The sequence below is a fragment of the Streptomyces mayonensis genome (assembly GCF_018982965.1).
Taxonomy (GTDB): Bacteria; Actinomycetota; Actinomycetes; order Streptomycetales; family Streptomycetaceae; genus Streptomyces; species Streptomyces mayonensis.
Genome location: NZ_JACBYP010000063.1, coordinates 16,920 through 33,080, shown reverse-complemented (window position 1 = coordinate 33,080; position 16,161 = coordinate 16,920). Strand labels below are relative to the sequence as shown.

At 73.3% G+C, this 16,161-nt stretch carries 17 protein-coding genes; 10 read left to right on the top strand and 7 right to left on the bottom strand.

The window, feature by feature from the left end:
- Positions 1 to 3 precede the first annotated feature (3 nt).
- Positions 4 to 1,146, top strand: a complete 1,143-nt coding sequence (locus HZS56_RS22655) for a YihY/virulence factor BrkB family protein (protein WP_216722606.1) — start codon at positions 4 to 6, stop codon at positions 1,144 to 1,146.
- 118 nt (positions 1,147 to 1,264) lie between these two features.
- Here HZS56_RS22655 and HZS56_RS22650 read toward each other — a convergent pair whose 3' ends face one another.
- Complete coding sequence (locus tag HZS56_RS22650; protein ID WP_216722605.1) at positions 1,265 to 2,059, bottom strand: SDR family NAD(P)-dependent oxidoreductase; 795 nt, start codon at positions 2,057 to 2,059, stop codon at positions 1,265 to 1,267.
- 194 nt (positions 2,060 to 2,253) lie between these two features.
- Between HZS56_RS22650 and HZS56_RS22645 the strand changes: the two genes are divergently transcribed.
- From HZS56_RS22645 to HZS56_RS22630, 4 genes are all read left to right on the top strand, one after another.
- Positions 2,254 to 3,414 (top strand): hypothetical protein, encoded by a 1,161-nt coding sequence (locus HZS56_RS22645; protein ID WP_216722604.1) that lies wholly within the window; start codon positions 2,254 to 2,256, stop codon positions 3,412 to 3,414.
- 520 nt (positions 3,415 to 3,934) lie between these two features.
- Positions 3,935 to 4,498 carry a (2Fe-2S)-binding protein gene (locus HZS56_RS22640; protein ID WP_216722603.1) on the top strand — a complete coding sequence of 188 codons (564 nt, stop codon included), beginning with the start codon at positions 3,935 to 3,937 and terminating at the stop codon, positions 4,496 to 4,498.
- Positions 4,495 to 5,487, top strand: coding sequence for an FAD binding domain-containing protein (locus HZS56_RS22635; protein ID WP_216722602.1), 993 nt, complete (start codon positions 4,495 to 4,497; stop codon positions 5,485 to 5,487). Before HZS56_RS22640 ends, HZS56_RS22635 begins: the two co-directional genes overlap by 4 nt.
- Positions 5,488 to 5,513: 26 nt before the next feature.
- Complete coding sequence (locus HZS56_RS22630; protein WP_216722601.1) at positions 5,514 to 7,643, top strand: xanthine dehydrogenase family protein molybdopterin-binding subunit; 2,130 nt, start codon at positions 5,514 to 5,516, stop codon at positions 7,641 to 7,643.
- Between the two features lie 82 nt (positions 7,644 to 7,725).
- On the opposite strand, the gene HZS56_RS22625 is transcribed toward HZS56_RS22630, so the two are convergent.
- Positions 7,726 to 9,366: a hypothetical protein gene (locus tag HZS56_RS22625; protein WP_216722600.1), complete on the bottom strand. Its 1,641-nt coding sequence runs from the start codon at positions 9,364 to 9,366 to the stop codon at positions 7,726 to 7,728.
- Between the two features lie 208 nt (positions 9,367 to 9,574).
- Here HZS56_RS22625 and HZS56_RS22620 point away from each other — a divergent pair, with 208 nt between their 5' ends.
- The 3 genes from HZS56_RS22620 (at position 9,575) to tgmB (ending at position 11,215) form a co-directional block, all read left to right on the top strand.
- Positions 9,575 to 9,901 (top strand): YkvA family protein, encoded by a 327-nt coding sequence (locus HZS56_RS22620; RefSeq protein ID WP_216722599.1) that lies wholly within the window; start codon positions 9,575 to 9,577, stop codon positions 9,899 to 9,901.
- Between the two features lie 119 nt (positions 9,902 to 10,020).
- Positions 10,021 to 10,212 (top strand): putative ATP-grasp-modified RiPP, encoded by a 192-nt coding sequence (gene tgmA / locus HZS56_RS22615; RefSeq protein WP_003978169.1) that lies wholly within the window; start codon positions 10,021 to 10,023, stop codon positions 10,210 to 10,212.
- Positions 10,213 to 10,228: 16 nt separating this feature from the next.
- Positions 10,229 to 11,215, top strand: a complete 987-nt coding sequence (gene tgmB / locus HZS56_RS22610) for an ATP-grasp ribosomal peptide maturase (protein ID WP_216722598.1) — start codon at positions 10,229 to 10,231, stop codon at positions 11,213 to 11,215.
- A gap of 74 nt (positions 11,216 to 11,289) precedes the next feature.
- On the opposite strand, the gene HZS56_RS22605 is transcribed toward tgmB, so the two are convergent.
- The 4 genes from HZS56_RS22605 to HZS56_RS22590 all read right to left on the bottom strand — a co-directional run bounded on the left by HZS56_RS22605 (position 11,290) and on the right by HZS56_RS22590 (position 13,467).
- Positions 11,290 to 11,505 carry a hypothetical protein gene (locus tag HZS56_RS22605; protein WP_216722597.1) on the bottom strand — a complete coding sequence of 72 codons (216 nt, stop codon included), beginning with the start codon at positions 11,503 to 11,505 and terminating at the stop codon, positions 11,290 to 11,292.
- Between the two features lie 123 nt (positions 11,506 to 11,628).
- On the bottom strand, positions 11,629 to 12,141 hold the full coding sequence (locus HZS56_RS22600) for a hypothetical protein (protein ID WP_216722596.1): 513 nt from the start codon (positions 12,139 to 12,141) through the stop codon (positions 11,629 to 11,631).
- Positions 12,142 to 12,402: 261 nt separating this feature from the next.
- Positions 12,403 to 12,657 (bottom strand): DUF5133 domain-containing protein, encoded by a 255-nt coding sequence (locus HZS56_RS22595; protein WP_216722595.1) that lies wholly within the window; start codon positions 12,655 to 12,657, stop codon positions 12,403 to 12,405.
- A 261-nt stretch (positions 12,658 to 12,918) separates the two neighbouring features.
- Positions 12,919 to 13,467 (bottom strand): hypothetical protein, encoded by a 549-nt coding sequence (locus HZS56_RS22590; RefSeq protein ID WP_216722594.1) that lies wholly within the window; start codon positions 13,465 to 13,467, stop codon positions 12,919 to 12,921.
- Positions 13,468 to 13,810: 343 nt separating this feature from the next.
- Between HZS56_RS22590 and HZS56_RS22585 the strand changes: the two genes are divergently transcribed.
- Together HZS56_RS22585 and HZS56_RS22580 are read left to right on the top strand one after the other, a co-directional pair.
- Positions 13,811 to 14,038 (top strand): DUF397 domain-containing protein, encoded by a 228-nt coding sequence (locus tag HZS56_RS22585; protein WP_216722593.1) that lies wholly within the window; start codon positions 13,811 to 13,813, stop codon positions 14,036 to 14,038.
- A 189-nt stretch (positions 14,039 to 14,227) separates the two neighbouring features.
- Positions 14,228 to 15,148 carry a helix-turn-helix domain-containing protein gene (locus tag HZS56_RS22580; RefSeq protein WP_216722592.1) on the top strand — a complete coding sequence of 307 codons (921 nt, stop codon included), beginning with the start codon at positions 14,228 to 14,230 and terminating at the stop codon, positions 15,146 to 15,148.
- A 169-nt stretch (positions 15,149 to 15,317) separates the two neighbouring features.
- On the opposite strand, the gene HZS56_RS22575 is transcribed toward HZS56_RS22580, so the two are convergent.
- Complete coding sequence (locus tag HZS56_RS22575; RefSeq protein ID WP_216722591.1) at positions 15,318 to 16,136, bottom strand: SAM-dependent methyltransferase; 819 nt, start codon at positions 16,134 to 16,136, stop codon at positions 15,318 to 15,320.
- Between the last annotated feature and the right edge of the window lie 25 nt (positions 16,137 to 16,161).

The window sequence follows — 16,161 nt, the reverse complement described above, 5'->3', positions numbered from 1 at the left end:
GCCATGGCCCGACTGCACCTTCCCGGTCGCGGGAAGCCCACGAAGGACGAACCGGCGCACGCCCCGGCCGACCGGCCCTCGCGTGACATGAGCGACACACGCGGCGTTCACGACGGACACGACAGAACGGCCGCGACGACGGACCGGACCGCGGACGGGACCTACGGACCCGGCGCCGTCGCCGAGTACGCCGCGCCCGACTCCCCCGCCGAGTTGCCGAAGCGCTCGTGGTCGGCGCTGCTGCGACGGGTGGTCGCCGAGTTCAAGGACGACGAGCTCACCGACCGCGCCGCCGCCCTGACCTACTACGGGATCCTGTCGCTGTTCCCGGCCCTGCTGGTGCTGGTGTCACTCCTCGGGATCGCCGGGGAGTCCGCCACCCGGGAGGTCCTGGACAACGTGCAGAGGCTCGCGCCCGGCTCCGCCCGGGACGTGATCACCGACGCGGTCGAGCAGCTGCAGGCCAGGGCGGGGCTCGGCTCCGCCCTGGCGGTCGTCGGTCTGGTGGGCGCCGTCTGGTCGGCGTCCGGCTACGTGGCCGCGTTCATCCGCGCCGCCAACGCCGTCTACGACGTGCCCGAGGGCCGTCCGGTGTGGAAGGTGCTGCCGCTGCGCGTGGCCCTGACGGTGGTGCTGCTGGTGCTCGCCGTGGTCAGTGCGCTCATCGTCGTCTTCACCGGCGCTCTGGCCCGGCAGGCCGGAACCGCGCTCGGCGTCGGCGACACCGCGCTCACGGTCTGGTCGATCGCCAAGTGGCCGGTGCTGGTGCTGCTGGTCGTCTGCATGATCGCGATCCTGTACTGGGCCACGCCGAACGCCCGCGTCAAGGGCTTCAAGTGGGTCTCGCCGGGCAGCGTGGCCGCGCTGCTGATCTGGCTGGCGGCCTCCGCCGGGTTCGCGGTCTACGTGGCCAACTTCGGCTCGTACAACAAGACGTACGGGACGCTGGCGGGCGTCATCGTCTTCCTGGTCTGGCTGTGGGTGACGAACCTGGCGATCCTGCTCGGCCTGGAGTTCGATGCCGAACTGGCCCGGCAGCGGGTCGTCGACGCCGGTCACCCGCCCGGCGACGAACCGTACGTGGAGCCGCGCGACACCCGCGCCTGGACCGAGGCGGACCGGAGGCGCGCGGCCGAGGACGGGTGAACCCCGCGGGCCGGGACGGCGGTGAGCCGGAAAGCCGGAGGGAAGCCTGGAAGGCCGCGGGCCCTGCTGAACCGGCGGGGTCGCCGGCCCCGCCCGGAGATTGGGGGAGGCTCGGGGACTACGGAAGGATCGAGTCGACGTACCCGCCGTCCACGCGGACGGCCGCGCCGGTGGTGGCGGACGCCAGGGGCGAGCTGAGGTACACCACGAGGTTGGCGATCTCCTCCGGCTCGATCAGCCGCTGGATGAGGGACTGCGGGCGGTGCTCGCGCATGAAGACCCGCTGGGCCTCGTCCCAGGGCAGGTCGCGGTCGACCAGCTGGTACACGAATTCCTCGACGCCCTCCGTGTGGGTGGGTCCGGCGATGACGCAGTTCACCGTCACCCCGCTGCCCGCCGCCTCCTTGGCGAAGCCGCGGCCGACGCCGAGCAGGGCCGTCTTGGAAACCCCGTAGTGGATCATCTCGGCGGGGATCACGACCGCCGAGTCGCTGGCGATGTACAGCACCCGGCCCCAGCCGCGGTCCCTCATCCGGGGGAGATGTGCGCGGGTCAGCCTGACGCCCGCGAGGACGTTGATCTCGAAGTAGCGGCGCCACTCGTCGTCGCTGATCTCCAGCGCGGGAGCGGCACCGAACACCCCGAGGTTGTTCACCAGGATGTCGACGTCGGGCAGCGCCGCCACGGCGGCTTCGGCGCCCTCCTCGGTGCCGAGGTCGGCCGCCACCGGCACGAACGCGCCGTCCGGCACCTCGGCCCGCAGCTTCGCGACGCTCTGCTCCAGACGGCCGGCGTGGCGCCCGTTGACGCCGACGGTGGCCCCGGCGCGGGCCAGTCCGGCGGCGACGGCCGCGCCGATGCCCTGCGAGGAGCCCGTCACCAGCGCGGTGCGCCCACCGAGGTCGAGGTTCATCAGATCACTCCTTGTCGTGCCGTACGGTCGGTCGGACAACTTCTGCCCACCCTCGCCCACGACGCACCCGCGTCCCCGCCGACCGCACCGTGCACCGGGCCCCGGCCCGCCCGGTCGGCGGACCCCGGGTGCTCTCGGCTGACCTGCGGCGACGATACTTGCCTACGTCCGTGCCCCTGCTGCCCGATGGACCCATGCCGACCTCTTCCACCGCCCGCCCCACGACTCCGCCCACTCTGTGGGCCGCTCGCGGCCGCCACGTCGGCTCCGCGGCCGAGGACACCGTCCGCCAGACGCTGCAGCGGCTCAAGGACGACCGGGTTCTCGACGACTTCCTGGAACCGCCCGACGAGCCGGCGGCCGACGCGACCGCCGCGGCCCCCCGGATCTTCGAGGCACGCTGGAAGGCGCCGGAGGCCGTGACCGTGCGGGCCAGACTGATCCTGGAACCCGCCTCGGCGGGCGGGCAGGACTGGACACTGCTCGCCGAGGCCGAGGAGGCCTGGGACCTCTCCTGGCCCTCCCCCGCCACCATGTTCTGGCCCGACGACCCGGACGTCACCTGGGACCGGGACGCCGCGACGGGGCTGCGGCTGCGCGGCCTCAACACCCTGCCGGACGACGACAAGGCCGTGCGCCGGCTGCTCAAGGAGGCCGGGCGCAGCCCGTGGAACATCCACGTCGTCGTGCACGAGGCCATGACACCCGACCATCGCGGCCGGGTGCCGCTGGCCCGGCGGCTGCCGCCCGGCCTGCGGCACCGGGTGGTCGAACACCGCGCCGCGCCGCAGCAGCTGCGGGTGGTGAACTGGGCGCTCGAGGACTTCGGCGTGCAGGTGCCGCGGGGCGGTGCGACGGTACTGCCGGGCACCCCGGCCCCGGCCGACCACGACCCGGCGGAGTACTCGGTCCGCACCGTGTACCTGGACGGTTCCGAGCCCACCGCGCTGATCGCCGCGGTGACGTCCTTCGCCGCGCTGCCCAGGCCGTTGCCGGACGACACGGTGGCGGCCCTCACCTCCCTGCGCGAGGACTGGCGGCTGCTGACGCTCCAGGAGGAGCTGGAGCGCGAGCGCCGGCTGGTGGCGATGTACGCCGAGGCCCTGGAGGCCATGACGCAGTCCCGCGACCTGTACCGGGAGGCCGCCGAACGCGCGGCGGAGGCCCTGGCCGTCCTCCGGGAGTCGTCCGGGGCGGCCCCGGACGCGGGCACCCCGCCCGCGGAGACTCCGTCGCCGTCCCCGCTGCGGGGGCTGACCCGCACGCTGGAACGGTTCAGAGGAGCAGGCCGCACACCGCGCCCCCAGCAGGAGACCGGCCCGGACACCGGGCGCCCGAACGAGCCCGACGACTGACGGCCCGCCGCCGGCGGCCGGAGCGGGGTGCGCCTCGGCCGGCCCCCGAACCCCGGAGCCCGCTGCCGGCGGGGGAACGCCGCAGCCACGGCCGCCGTCGTCGAGCTGCCCACGGTCGGTACGTCCCTTCCGGCCTCAATCGTCGGCCCACGGACCTCCCGCGTCACCGGGGCCTCGTGGCGGCCACGGGCACACGGGCCCGTGGCCCACTCGCCGCCGAGGACCGGGCAGCCCGAACGGCAGGCGTCGGGGCGTGCGCACGCTTCGGCGGCAAACGTCGGGGCGCCCGCCGGCCGCCCGCACCTCCCGCACCTCCCGCACCTCCCGCACCTCCCGCACCTCCCGCAGCAGCGTGACACCGGGTGCCGCCGGGGCGGGAGCAGGGGCGGGAGCAACCGAACCGGTGGAGGCCGGGGGCGTAGGGGGGGGCGGGTGAGGGTGCCCTCACGTGTCATCCGGCGGCAGGTGGATACGCGGAACGGCACAGCAGCACGGCCCGTCCCGGAAGGTCATCGACGCCATGGACAGCCAGCACGAGGGCGCCGCGCCCGCATCACCGCCCGAGTCGTCCCACTCGCAGACCACGCTCCGTGTCAACGGCAAACCCCACACCCTCACCGTCGACCACCGACGCGTGCTGCTGGACCTCCTGCGGGAGGATCTGGGGCTCGCGGGTGCCAAGAAGGGCTGCGACCACGGCCAGTGCGGTGCCTGCACGGTGCTGGTGGACGGGCGGCGGGTGAACAGCTGCCTGCTGTTCGCCGTCTCCCTGGACGGCTGCGAGATCACCACCGTCGAGGGGCTGGCCGGTGACGGCGAGGAGCTCCACCCGGTGCAGCGGGCCTTCCTGGACCGCGACGCCTTCCAGTGCGGGTACTGCACCCCGGGCCAGATCTGCTCGGCCGTCGGCGCGCTCGCCGAGGCCGCGGCCGGGCACCCGTCCCACGTCACCGACCCGGCGACGCCCTCCGGTGAGCCCGTCGCACTGGACCGGGAGGAGATCCGGGAGCGGCTGAGCGGCAACCTGTGCCGGTGCGGGGCGTACATGCGCATCGCCGACGCGGTCGAGGACGTGATCCCGTGAAATCCTTCGCCTACGTACGCGCCGCCAGCGTCGAGGAGGCCACCGACGCCTTCGCGGCCCACCCCGGTGCCCGCTACCTGGGCGGCGGCACCAATCTCGTCGACCTGATGAAGCTCGGGGTGGAGACCCCGGCGGCCCTCGTCGACGTGACCCGGCTCCCGCTGGACGGGGTGGAGGAGCTGCCCGACGGCGGCCTGCGGGCCGGCGCGACGGTCCGCAACAGCGACCTCGCCGCCCACCCGGTCGTCCGCGACCGCTACCCCGCGCTGTCCCAGGCGCTGCTGGCTGGTGCCTCGGGGCAGCTGCGCAACGCCGCCACCACCGGCGGCAATCTGCTCCAGCGCACCCGCTGCCCGTACTTCCAGGACCTGTCCAAGCCGTGCAACAAGCGGGAGCCGGGCACCGGTTGCGGCGCGCTGGAGGGTGTGCACCGGGACCACGCGGTGCTCGGTCACTCCGACCAGTGCATCGCCACCCACCCCTCGGACATGGCGGTGGCGCTGGCCGCCCTCGACGCGCGCGTGGAACTGCGGGGCCCCGAGGGCACCCGGAACGTGCCCGCCGCCGACTTCCACCGGCTGCCGGGCACGCACCCGGAGCGGGACACGGAGATCCGCCCCGGCGAGCTGATCACCGCCGTGATCCTGCCGGGCGCCACCGCCGGGCTCCCCTCGGCGTACCGCAAGGCGCGCGACCGGGCGTCGTACGCCTTCGCGCTGGCCTCCGTCGCGGTCGTGCTGCACCTGGCGGACGGGGTGGTGGAGCGGGTCGGCATCGCCTTCGGCGCGCTGGCGCACCGGCCCTGGCGGGCGCGGCGGGCCGAGGACGCGCTGCTGGGCGCGGCGCCCACGACGGCGGCGTTCGAGCACGCCCTCGACCTGGAGCTGGCCGCCGCCGAACCGCTGCGGGACAACGCCTACAAGGTGCCGCTGGCCCGCCGGCTCGCCCTGGACGTACTGGGCCGGCTCGCCCCGCCGGCCACGATCTGAAACCCGGCGTCCACGAGGAGGACTCCATGACCGCCAGCGATGCCGTCCTGGGCGCTCCCGTCGAGCGCCGGGAGGGGCGGGAGAAGGTCACCGGCGCCGCCCGGTACGCCGCCGAGTTCGACGCGCCGGGCCGCGCCCAGGCCTGGCCGGTGCCGGCGGCGGTCGCCCGCGGCCGGGTCACCGGCGTCGACGCCGCGGGGGCGCTGGCGCTGCCGGGCGTGCTCACGGTGCTCACGCACGAGAACGCGCCCCGCCTGGGCGATCCCGACGACCCCACCCTGTCCGTGCTGCAGGGCCCGCACGTCCCGCACCGGGGCTGGTTCGTGGGCCTCGTGGTGGCCGAGACGCTGGAGGCGGCCCGCGCGGGCGCCGCCGCCGTCCGGGTGGCCTACGAGACCGAGGCCCACGACGTGACGCTCACCGCCTCGCACTCCGGGGCGTACGTCCCCGAGTCGGCCAACGGGGGCTTCCCCGCCGCCACCGAACACGGGGACGCCGACGGTGCCTTCGCCTCCTCGCCGACCCGGCTGGACGTCGAGTACCGGGTGCCGCCCCTGCACAACCACCCCATGGAGCCGCACACCAGCACGGCGCACTGGGACGGGTACCGGCTGACCGTGCACTCCTCCAGCCAGGGCACCACGGCGGTGCAGAAGGAGCTGGCGCGCCTGTTCGCCCTGCCGGAGGACCGGATCACGGTGCGGGCGGAGCACGTGGGCGGCGGGTTCGGCTCGAAGGGGACGCCGCGCCCCGAGGTGGTGCTTGCCGCGATGGCGGCGCGGGAGACCGGCCGCCGGGTGACCGTCGCGCTGCCGCGCCGCTACCTGCCCGCCGTCGTCGGGCACCGCGCGCCGACCCTGCACCGGCTGCGGCTCGGTGCCGACGCGGACGGCCGCCTCACCGCTCTGGTGCACGAGGTGACGACGCACACCTCGCGGGTGAAGGAGTTCGTGGAGCAGGCGGCGGTCCCCGCACGGGTCATGTACGCCGCTCCCGCCCTGCGTACGGTCCACCGCGTGGCCGCGCTGGACGTGCCGACACCCTCGTGGATGCGCGCCCCTGGCGAGTGCCCCGGCATGTACGCCCTGGAGTCCGCCGTGGACGAACTGGCCGCGGAACTCGGCGTCGACCCGGTGGAACTGAGGATCCGCAACGAACCGGAGACCGAGCCCGACAGCGGGAAGCCCTTCAGCAGCCGTCATCTGGTGGAGTGTCTGCGCGAGGGCGCCCGCCGCTTCGGATGGGAGGGGCGCGACCCGCGGCCCCGCTCCCGGGCGGCCGGTCCCCTGCTGATCGGCACGGGGGTGGCCGCGGCCACCTACCCGGTGCTGGTGTCGCCGTGCGTGGCGTCGGCGCGGGCCCTGCCCGACGGCGGTTTCCTGGTACGGGTCAACGGCACCGACATCGGCACGGGCGCCCGGACGGTGCTCGCGCAGATCGCGGCCGACGCCCTCGGCGCCCCGCTGGAGCGGGTACGGATCGAGGTCGCCGACAGCGGTATCGGCTTCGCCCCGATGGCGGGCGGCTCCTCGGGCACGGCGTCCTGGGGCTCGGCCCTGCACGAGGCGTGCATCCGGCTGTCCGGACGACTGGCCGAGCACTCGGGGCCGCTGCCCGAGGAGGGGCTGGTGGTCGAGGCCGACACCTTCGGGGTCGCGGACGCCGAAAGTCCCTACGCCCGGCATGCGTTCGGCGCCCACTTCGCCGAGGTGGGCGTGGACACCGTATCCGGCGAGGTACGGGTGACACGGCTCCTCGGTGTGTTCGCCGCGGGGCGCATCCTCAACGCCCGGACGGCGCGCTCCCAGTTCATCGGGGGCATGACCATGGGCCTCGGCATGGCGCTCACCGAGGACAGCACGATGGACCCGGAGTTCGGCGACTTCGTCCAACGCGACCTGGCCGCCTACCACATGCCCGCGCACGCCGACGTCTCGGCCGTGGAGGCGCACTGGGTCGAGGAGGCGGACGACCACCTCAACCCGATGGGCAGCAAGGGGATCGGCGAGATCGGGATCGTGGGCTCGGCGGCGGCGGTCGGCAACGCCGTCCACCACGCGACCGGCATCCGGTTCCGTGAACTGCCGCTCACACCCGACCGGGTGCTCACGGCCCTGCTGGAGCACGAGCATCCCGCGGGCATGCTGGGGGTGTGAGCACGGCACGACGTGGTCCGCGCCGGGTGGTGTCCCTCCTTCCCGGCGCGGACCACGTCGTGCTCCGCGGGTCCGGCCGCGGCTACTCCGCCGCGGCCACCGGGCGGGCCGGCCGGCGCCGTACGGCATCCTGCGAGGCCACCCGCATGCACAGGGCGGTCAGTGCGACGAGCGCGGTGACCACGGCCACGGCGACCGCGACCCAGGCGGGAGCCAGGGTGAGGTCGGTGACCGGGGAGACGCGGGCCGCCGGGGTCGCACTGCCGTAGAGCTTGGCCGCCGCCAGCGCCGCGGGTCCCACGACAGCCGCGGCCAGCAGCGGAACAGCGGGGCGCACCGTCAGCAGCAGCGCCAGCACCAGGCAGAGCGCCGACAGAGCGAGGGCGATCCCGTAGGCGCGGGCGGAGGCGTCGGCACGGTGCAGCGGGAAGAAGGCGATGCCGCATCCGGCGAGCACGGCGACGGTGAGCCAGGCGGGCCAGGCCGGTCCTCGGGCGGACCGTCGTACCGTCGTTTTCCTGCCACCGTCACGTGCCCCGCGCCTCATGCCACCGTCACGCTCCGTAGCTTTCGGGTCCCGGTCGCGCGCCGTGGAATCCTCGTCGGCCGCGCGCCTGCTGCCGCGCTCGCGGCCCGGGTTCCGGCGGCCCGTGCGCCGGAATCCGCGGCCCTCACGGCCGCGACGGGCCGCGGCGGCGAACACGCCCGTGCGCGGGCCCGACGGATCGTCGGAGTCACCGGCGCCGTCCGGGCCGGTGGCCTCGGCCGCCTCCCGGGCCGCCCTCAACTGCCGGGCGTCGGGGTGCTCCTGGGGCACGTGGCCGTCCTGGGTGAGTCGGCCGATCAGTTGGACGAGTTCGTCGACGGGGCGCCCGGTGGCCGCGGCCTTCACGGCCGCGTGCCCGCAGTGCGGTTCCAGTGACGTGCGGTGCAGCAGGGCCATCAGCCGGGTCACGTCCTCCACGGAGCGGCTCTCCGCCGCGGCCCGGATCGCCTCGTCCGCACTGTCCGGGTGGCGCGGCGGCCTGGTCAGCAGGCCGACCAGCCGGGTCACGTCCTCCACGGACCGGTTGACCCCGACGGCACGGAGGGCGTCGACGGTGGCCTGCGCGTACTGCGGTGACTGCTCCAGCGTCGTGATGAGGTCGACGACCTCCTCCAGCGGCCGGTCGGCGACGGCGGCGCGCACCAGGTCACCGACGGGGTCGCCGTACGCCTGGTCCGCCGGGTCGTCGGCGAGGTGTCCGTGGCGGTCCGCACCACGGAGGCCTTCCGCACCACGAGGGCCTTCCGCACCACGGGGGCCCCGGGCACCACGAGGGCCCGTACCACGAGGGCCTTCCGCACCACGAGACCGGTCCGCTCCACGCGGTCGGTCCGTGCCACGGACATCGCCCGCCGGACGGGAGCCGGGGCGGTCGGCGCCGGCCTTGGTGTCGGTGTCGGTGTCGGTGTCGGGGAACGCGTGACCGGTGAAGCCGGGAGCGCCGAAGTCGGGTTCACGGAGGTCGGGGTCGGGGTCGGGCTCGAGGTCGAGGAGGTCGTCGTCGTCCAGGTCGGTCTCCCAGACGTCGGCGTCCTGCCCGTCCGGCTGCGGGGTCTTCCCCGGCCGCGTGCCGGGCGGCCGGGCCGTGCCGGTCGTCGTGCTCGTCTCCCCTGTGGGCAGGTCGAGCGCGGATATGGCGTACTCGGGCGAACGGGGTGATGAAGAGCCGGTGGTCATGATCTCTCCGTGTGTTGGGGGTGCGGCCGCCCTGCGTCCCCGACGTGCGACACGCGCTGTGTGCTGCCCATTACTAGGCACGTCCACGGCCCTGTGCCACTCCGGGTGGGCCACAGGGATGAGAGACCCCGGCCGCCGGTCTTGCCGCCGCCCCGAACGGGCATCCGCACCAGGAGGCGCGCGCCGCGCCTCGACGAGGAGGGTTCCGGTGGACACGACCGCGGTGGTGGTCCTGGCGGCGGTACTGCTCGCGGCGTTCGCCCTGGCGGCGGCCGTCGCGCTCCTGGTGCGGCTGGTCCGCACCCGACGGCACCTCAGGCGGGCCGGACTCCCCACGGGGCCGCGCTGGGTCTTCTGGGGAGCCGTCCTCTACCTGGTGCTTCCGGCGGATCTGTTGCCGGATCCGGTCTACCTGGACGACGTCGGTGTGTTGTTCGTCGCACTGCGGTCCATGCGCGGCCCGTTGGGCGGGCGGAACGGCGGCGTCGACCTGCGCCAGGGACGATCATGCCCCTCCGGTGGTTACAGAAAGTAAGGAAACCAACCACCCGTTCGAATCGTATAAGTCCTTGGGAGCCGACGAAAACCGGCGGCCCGGGAGGCGGCGCCAAGCGGCCGTCCTCCGCCTCGGGGAGCACCGACCAGGGAGAGACGATGCAACCGTTCGCGCTGAACTACGCACGGCCGGCCGTGGAGTTGGAAGCAACCACTCCGTACGTCTATGACTCCGGGCTGCAGTTGAACGTGTTGTTGGACGGGCGGGTGGCCGCCTGCGACCACGCCCTGCTGAGAGAGCTGGGCACGACGACCTCCACCGCGGGGTCCAAAACCCACTTCGACGACTGAACACGGGCCGCGCAGAATGACCGTACTGATCCTGACCAATGACGAGGACGTCACCGCCGACATGGTGGTGGTGCACCTGAACACGTCGGGGGTGCCGGTGGTCCGGCTGGACCCGGCGGACCTGACCTACTCGGTGGCGCTCTCGGGCGAGTTCGTGCACGGCTCCTTCCGGGGCCATCTGTCCTCGGGTGGCCGCCTGGTGAGCATCGGGGGGCTGCGGTCCGTCTGGCTGCGGCGGCCGGGAGGCCCGGCCACGCGCGCGGCCGAGCCGTCGGCTTGGCTGACCGAGGAGTCGGGCCAGGCGCTCTACGGCTTGCTCCGCGGCAGCGGGGCACGCTGGATGAACCAGCCCGATGCCGCGCACCGGGCCCGCTACAAGCCCTGGCAGCTGCGGGTCGCCCAGCGGTGCGGACTGCCCGTGCCGGCCACGCTGATCACGACCTTCCCGCGGGCCGCACGGGAGTTCGCCGAACGCTATCCGGACCTGGTGGTCAAACCCGTCTCGGGCGTGCATCCGCAGGACCCGCCCCTGGCGGTGCCGACCAGCCGGGTTCCCCCCGAGGCCGACTTCTCCTCCGTCGCGCACGGCCCTACGCTGCTGCAGCGCCGGATCGCCAAGCGTGCCGACATCCGGCTGACGGCCGTCGGCGACGAACTGCTGGCCGCCCGCAAGGCGACTTCGGCGGAAGTGGACCCCGACGATGTGGACGTGCGCTTCGCGGAGTCGGCCGAGCCGTGGCGGCCCACCGAGGTGCCGCCGCGGGTCGCGGAGTCGGTCCGCTCCTATCTGACGGCCGCGGGACTGGCGTACGGCGCCCTCGACTTCGCCGAGGACGGCGACGGCATCTGGTGGTTCCTGGAGTGCAACCAGTCGGGGCAGTTCGGCTTCGTGGAGGTGGACACGGGCCTTCCGATCGCCCGCACCATCGCCGAGTGGCTGGCCCGGCCGCGTTCCGAGGACCCCGTGGGGTCCGGCCGCCCCGACACGACGGCCGTCAGCTGAAGGGCCCCGTGCGGTCCGGCCGTCCCGACACGACGGCCGTGGGACGAGCGGACGGGCGGGACGCGGGCGGCCCGTCAGCGCGGGCGAGGGCCGGGCAGCAGGGCCGTGCGCTGCCAGCCGGCGCCCGGCGACGGCCGGCGTTCGGATCCGGGCAGCTGCCCGGGAGCGTGCAACGGACGCATGGCCACCTCCAGTTCCCTGCTCACACGCTCGGCGTCCCGCCGCACCTGCTCGGGGACGTCACCGCGTTCGGCGACGAGTCGGTCGTAGATGGGGGAATCCTGGTACACCCGTCAACGTGCCTTTCGTGTCGTCCGCCCCCGCTCGGAGGCGCGACTGAGCAGTCTAGGCGTCCATTCACCCCGCGGTGCGCATTCCGTCAGGATGTGAACGGCGGCCGGGAGACGACCGGCTCAGGCTCCCGTCGTGGAGCCGGGCCGGACGATCATGAGGACCGTCACCGTGGCCCACAGCAGGTTGAACAGGCCGGTGAACATGGCCAGCCGGGCCGTCGCGGCGCGCTCGACGGGCCGCCCTCCGGCGAGCTGTTCCAGGAGTTCCTCCTGACGCGGCAGGACGAAGGCGGCGAGGAGTCCGGCGGCGAAGGCGGTCAGGGTGATGGACGCCACGAGCCAGGTGTCCTGCAGCACGCCCATCGCCACCGCCGTGGCGAAGCCGAGGACCGGCACCGCGATGCCGAGACCCGAGTACACCCGGCAGATGCGGTGCAGCAGCCGAACCGTGCCCGTGTCCCCCCGTCCGTCCGCCGCCGCCACGCCGACGGACCCGGACTCCCGCGGTGCGCCGACGGGCAGGGCCGCCGCTGCCTTCCGCGCGGCCGCCGGGAACATGCTGGCGGCCACGGTGACGGGTCCGACGGCGACGATGGCGGCGAGGACGTGGAGGGACAGCAGGATCTTGGTCATCGTTCGGGGCTCCGGGAGGCTGGAGGGGGGCGACGTGCGGTGCTCGGGAGCAACGCTAGGAACCCGGCGAGTGACCGCCCAGGGGCGGAAACGACAGCTTCCAACGGGTTCTCGCCAGCACTCGGCCGGGCGCCCTGCACGGCCTCCACCAGCGCACTCAGCAGGCATGTCCGGCGCACGGAGGAACGCGACGGGCCCGCGGCAGGGACCCGCGCGCCCCTTCGCGCGCCGGTCCCTGCCGCGGGCCCGGGCAAGGCTGGGTCAGACAGCCAGCGACAGGCCGCTGTCGGCCTCGGGCTCCGCCCCCGGGGTGGTCCGCCCCTTGGCGAGCAGCAGGGCGTCCGCCTTCCGGACGGCGTCGTGCACGCTGGTCGTCGCCATCATCACGCACAGCGTGTAGCTGGCGTCCGCCAGTTCCCGCGCCGTCGCGGGCGTTTCCCTCTCCGCCTGAGCGATCCGCAGCGACGCGTACCGCGTCAGCAACTCCCTGACGACCTTCGGGTCCGGTTCGAGCACAAGCGCCCCTCTCTCGATTTTCGCTGCGTATGCCCGAACCCGCTCGGAACAATCTCACCGCGCACGCGCCGGCGCACGATTGACCGGATGCTGTCGCTTCGTGGCCGGTGCTCCGTGGCAGGTGCTTCGCGGCCGGTGCTTGGTGACCGCCGGTGATACGTGGCCGGTGGGAGGACTCGCGCCTCGGAAGGGACCCGCGCCTTCTCCCCCGTGGAGGGCGCGGGTCCCGGTCTCCGAGCCGCGGTCCGGTTTCGGGGGCGGTCAGTCGCCGAGGGTGCGGGCGAGTTCGGTGGTGGCCCGCGCGACCTCGCTGTCGTCCTCGGCCAGCAGCCGGTCCAGCTCGCCGCGCCGGGCGCGGACGGCCTGCCGGGCCGCGCGCTCCCACGCCACCGGGTTCTCCCGGTGGTTGAGCAGCTTGGGGTAGGCGGTGGCGGTGGTCTCCCACTGACGCGCGTCGGCGATGTTCTTGAGCAGCTGGATGATCTGCGCCCGGCAGCTCACCTGGGGTCGCTGCGCCAGTTCCCAGAGGAAGGGGACGGTGGCGGCGGTCGCCTGTTCGACGACGAACCCGTACTGGCAGATGCGCCTGCGCAGGTCGCCGAGGGCGGCACGGGCGGTCTCGGCGTCCCCGCGGGCGACCTTGCGCAGCAGCCGTGGGATGGCCGCCGCCGAACCGCTGGAGTCCTGGATCTCGCTCCAGGGCACACTGTCCAGCCCCGCGAGGAGGGCGGCCGCGCGGGGCGCGCCGGACGGCTGCGTGTGACGGTCGGTGCGCTGGATGCTCGGCTCGGGTGTCGGAGCGCTGCGCATGGTGTGGGGCCCTTCCGCGGCAGTCGGGTCAGATGAGGGGACGGGTCGACAGCTTGGCCCGGACCGTCTTGCTCGCCGGGAACCTCGGAACCCGGCGCCATTCCTCGGCGAGAGCGACGTACCGGGCGGACGACCGGAGCGTTGGATGCGCAGGTGACGACACAGGTTCTCCCTGATGCGGCCTCAAGACAGGACGTCGACCGAGGGGTTGACGCCACGGCTATTATCCACGCAGAGAGCGCTCGCGTGCAATTGCACGAGAAATTGCGCGAAAAAAATCGGATGGGAGCGCACGAGGACCGAAGGAACTCGGTCCGCTCCCCCGAACGGCAAGGAGACCGCGGTGCCATCAGTGCGCAACGGAGTGCAGGCCAGTTCGCTGGAAGCCTGCTGGACGAAGAGTCGGCACAGCAACGCCGAGGGCAACTGCATAGAGGTCGCCCTCGTGGACGGAGGCATCGCGATGCGCAACTCCCGTGATCCGGACGGCCCCGCGCTCGTCTACACCCCGGCCGAGGTGGCCGCGTTCGTGGCCGGCGCCAAGGAGGGCGAGTTCGACCACCTGCTGTGAGATGCCACGGGGTGGACCGAAGGACGGGGCGGGGCGGTTGTGGCGGCAGGACGCCTCCGCGCACCGGAGGGGAGTCCTCCGGCGACGGAAAGCGGAGCCCAACTACCCGATTTCCATGGGCGGATGCGGCGGGCACCGGTGGGATGCGATAGTCTTTTCCTCAAGTCTGCCGGTCTGCTGGGAGTCAGGATGTCCGCCGCGTCGCCCCGCATCTCCCACCTCGAACCCTATCTGGACCGGACCGAGCCTGCTCCGACTCTGCTGAAGATGCTCGTCGGCGTTCAGCTGGCGGGTTTCCGCGAGGACGCCGGCCTCTCCCAGGACCAGGCGGCCCGCGACGTCGGGTTCAGCGCGGCGAAACTGTCGCGCATCGAGTCGGGCAAGGGCCGCAGGCCTCCGACGGAGACCGACGTCCGCGCACTCCTGGAGCGGTACGGCACCGATCCGTACGAGGCCTCCGTGCTGCTCAAGCTGCTGCAGCGCGCGGGCGAGCCGGGCTGGTGGCAGCGGTACGACAAGCGCCTGATGCCGGAGTGGTTCGAACGCCTGGTCGGCCTCCAGGAGGCCGCCTCCACCATCCGCACCTTCGAGATCCAGTACGTCCCGGGGCTGCTGCAGACGGAGGCGTACACCGGGGCCGTGGTCGAGCGCGGCCTGCCGAACGCACCGGCCGGCGAGATCCGTCGACGCGTGGAACTGCGCAAGCGCCGCGCGGAACTGCTGCACCGCAAGGACGCACCGCAGCTGTGGGCGATCATCGACGAGTCGGTGCTGCTGCGCGTTCTGGGCAGCCGTGAGGTGATGCGCGAGCAGCTGGCACACCTCGTCGCCATGGCCGAACGGCCCCATGTGACGCTGCAGATAGTGCCGCTGGACGTGACGAACGCGTCGGCGCCCGCGATTCCCGTCACCTACCTGCGCTTCGGCGGGGTCGACCTGCCCGACGTGGTCTACCTGGAGCACATCAGGAGCGCCAACTTCCTGGAGGACCGGGACGAGACCGAGGAGTACCGGGTCGCCCTCGACCGGCTGGCCGACGAGGCGCTGACCCCGCGCGCGTCGCTGGAGCGGCTGCGCGAGACGATGGCGACGCGCTATCCGGAGAAGTAGCCGCACCACCTGAGGTGGACGCGGCATGGAACGTGCGCGGCAAAGAACATGAAGGACATGCACGAAGGACATGAAGGACATGTCTGAGGGGACCGCGCAGGCCGCGCGCGGTCCCCTCAGACGTGGTACGGGCGGACGCCCGGTCGGCGCACGGACCGGCGCCGGTCGGTCAGCGCAGGCGGCCCAGACCGCCGAACTCGATCCATTCCTCGGTGAGCTGACGGGGCGCCACCTCGGTGTCCGGACGCCAGGTGGAGACCTCCACGAGGCCGGGCTCCAGGATGTCCATGCCCTCGAAGAGGTCCTCGACGTCCTTCGGCTCACGGACCCGGCCCCAGTGTCCCTGCGTCGCCTGGTTCATGAAGTCCGTGACGAACTTCCGTACTTCGGCGTCCTCGCTGACCAGCTGGCACATCACGGCGAAGCTGCCGGGTGCGAGCCGCTCGACCACCCGGCGGACGACCGCCTTCGGGCCGTCGGTGTCGCTGTCCGGGATGCAGTGGAAGACCGAGTTGAACAGCACGGCGACCGGCTGCGAGAAGTCGATCAGACGCCGGGTGTCGGGGTGGGAGAAGATCTCCTCCGTCGCGCGCATGTCGGCGTGGATGACGGCCGTCTGGTCGTTCTGGTCGAGCAGCGCCCGGCCGTGGACCAGGACCATGGGGTCGTTGTCGACATAGACGACGCGCGAGTCGGGTGCGACGCGCTGGGCGATCTGGTGCACGTTGTCCTGGGTGGGCAGGCCGGATCCGTGGTCGAGAAACTGGCGGATGCCGTATTCCTGGGCCAGCGTACGGACGACCCGCTGGAGGAAGCGCCGGTTGTTCAGCGCGAGACGACGCGTACTGGGCACGACCTTGTCGAGTTCACCGACGGCGTCCCGGTCGGCCGCGTAGTTGTCCTTGCCGCCGAGGTAGAAGTCGTACATACGCGCGGCGGTGGGCACGTTGGCGTCGATCTCCGTGGACAGCTGCTTGTCGGCTTGCATCGTTCCCCCAGCTCCGTAACGGCGC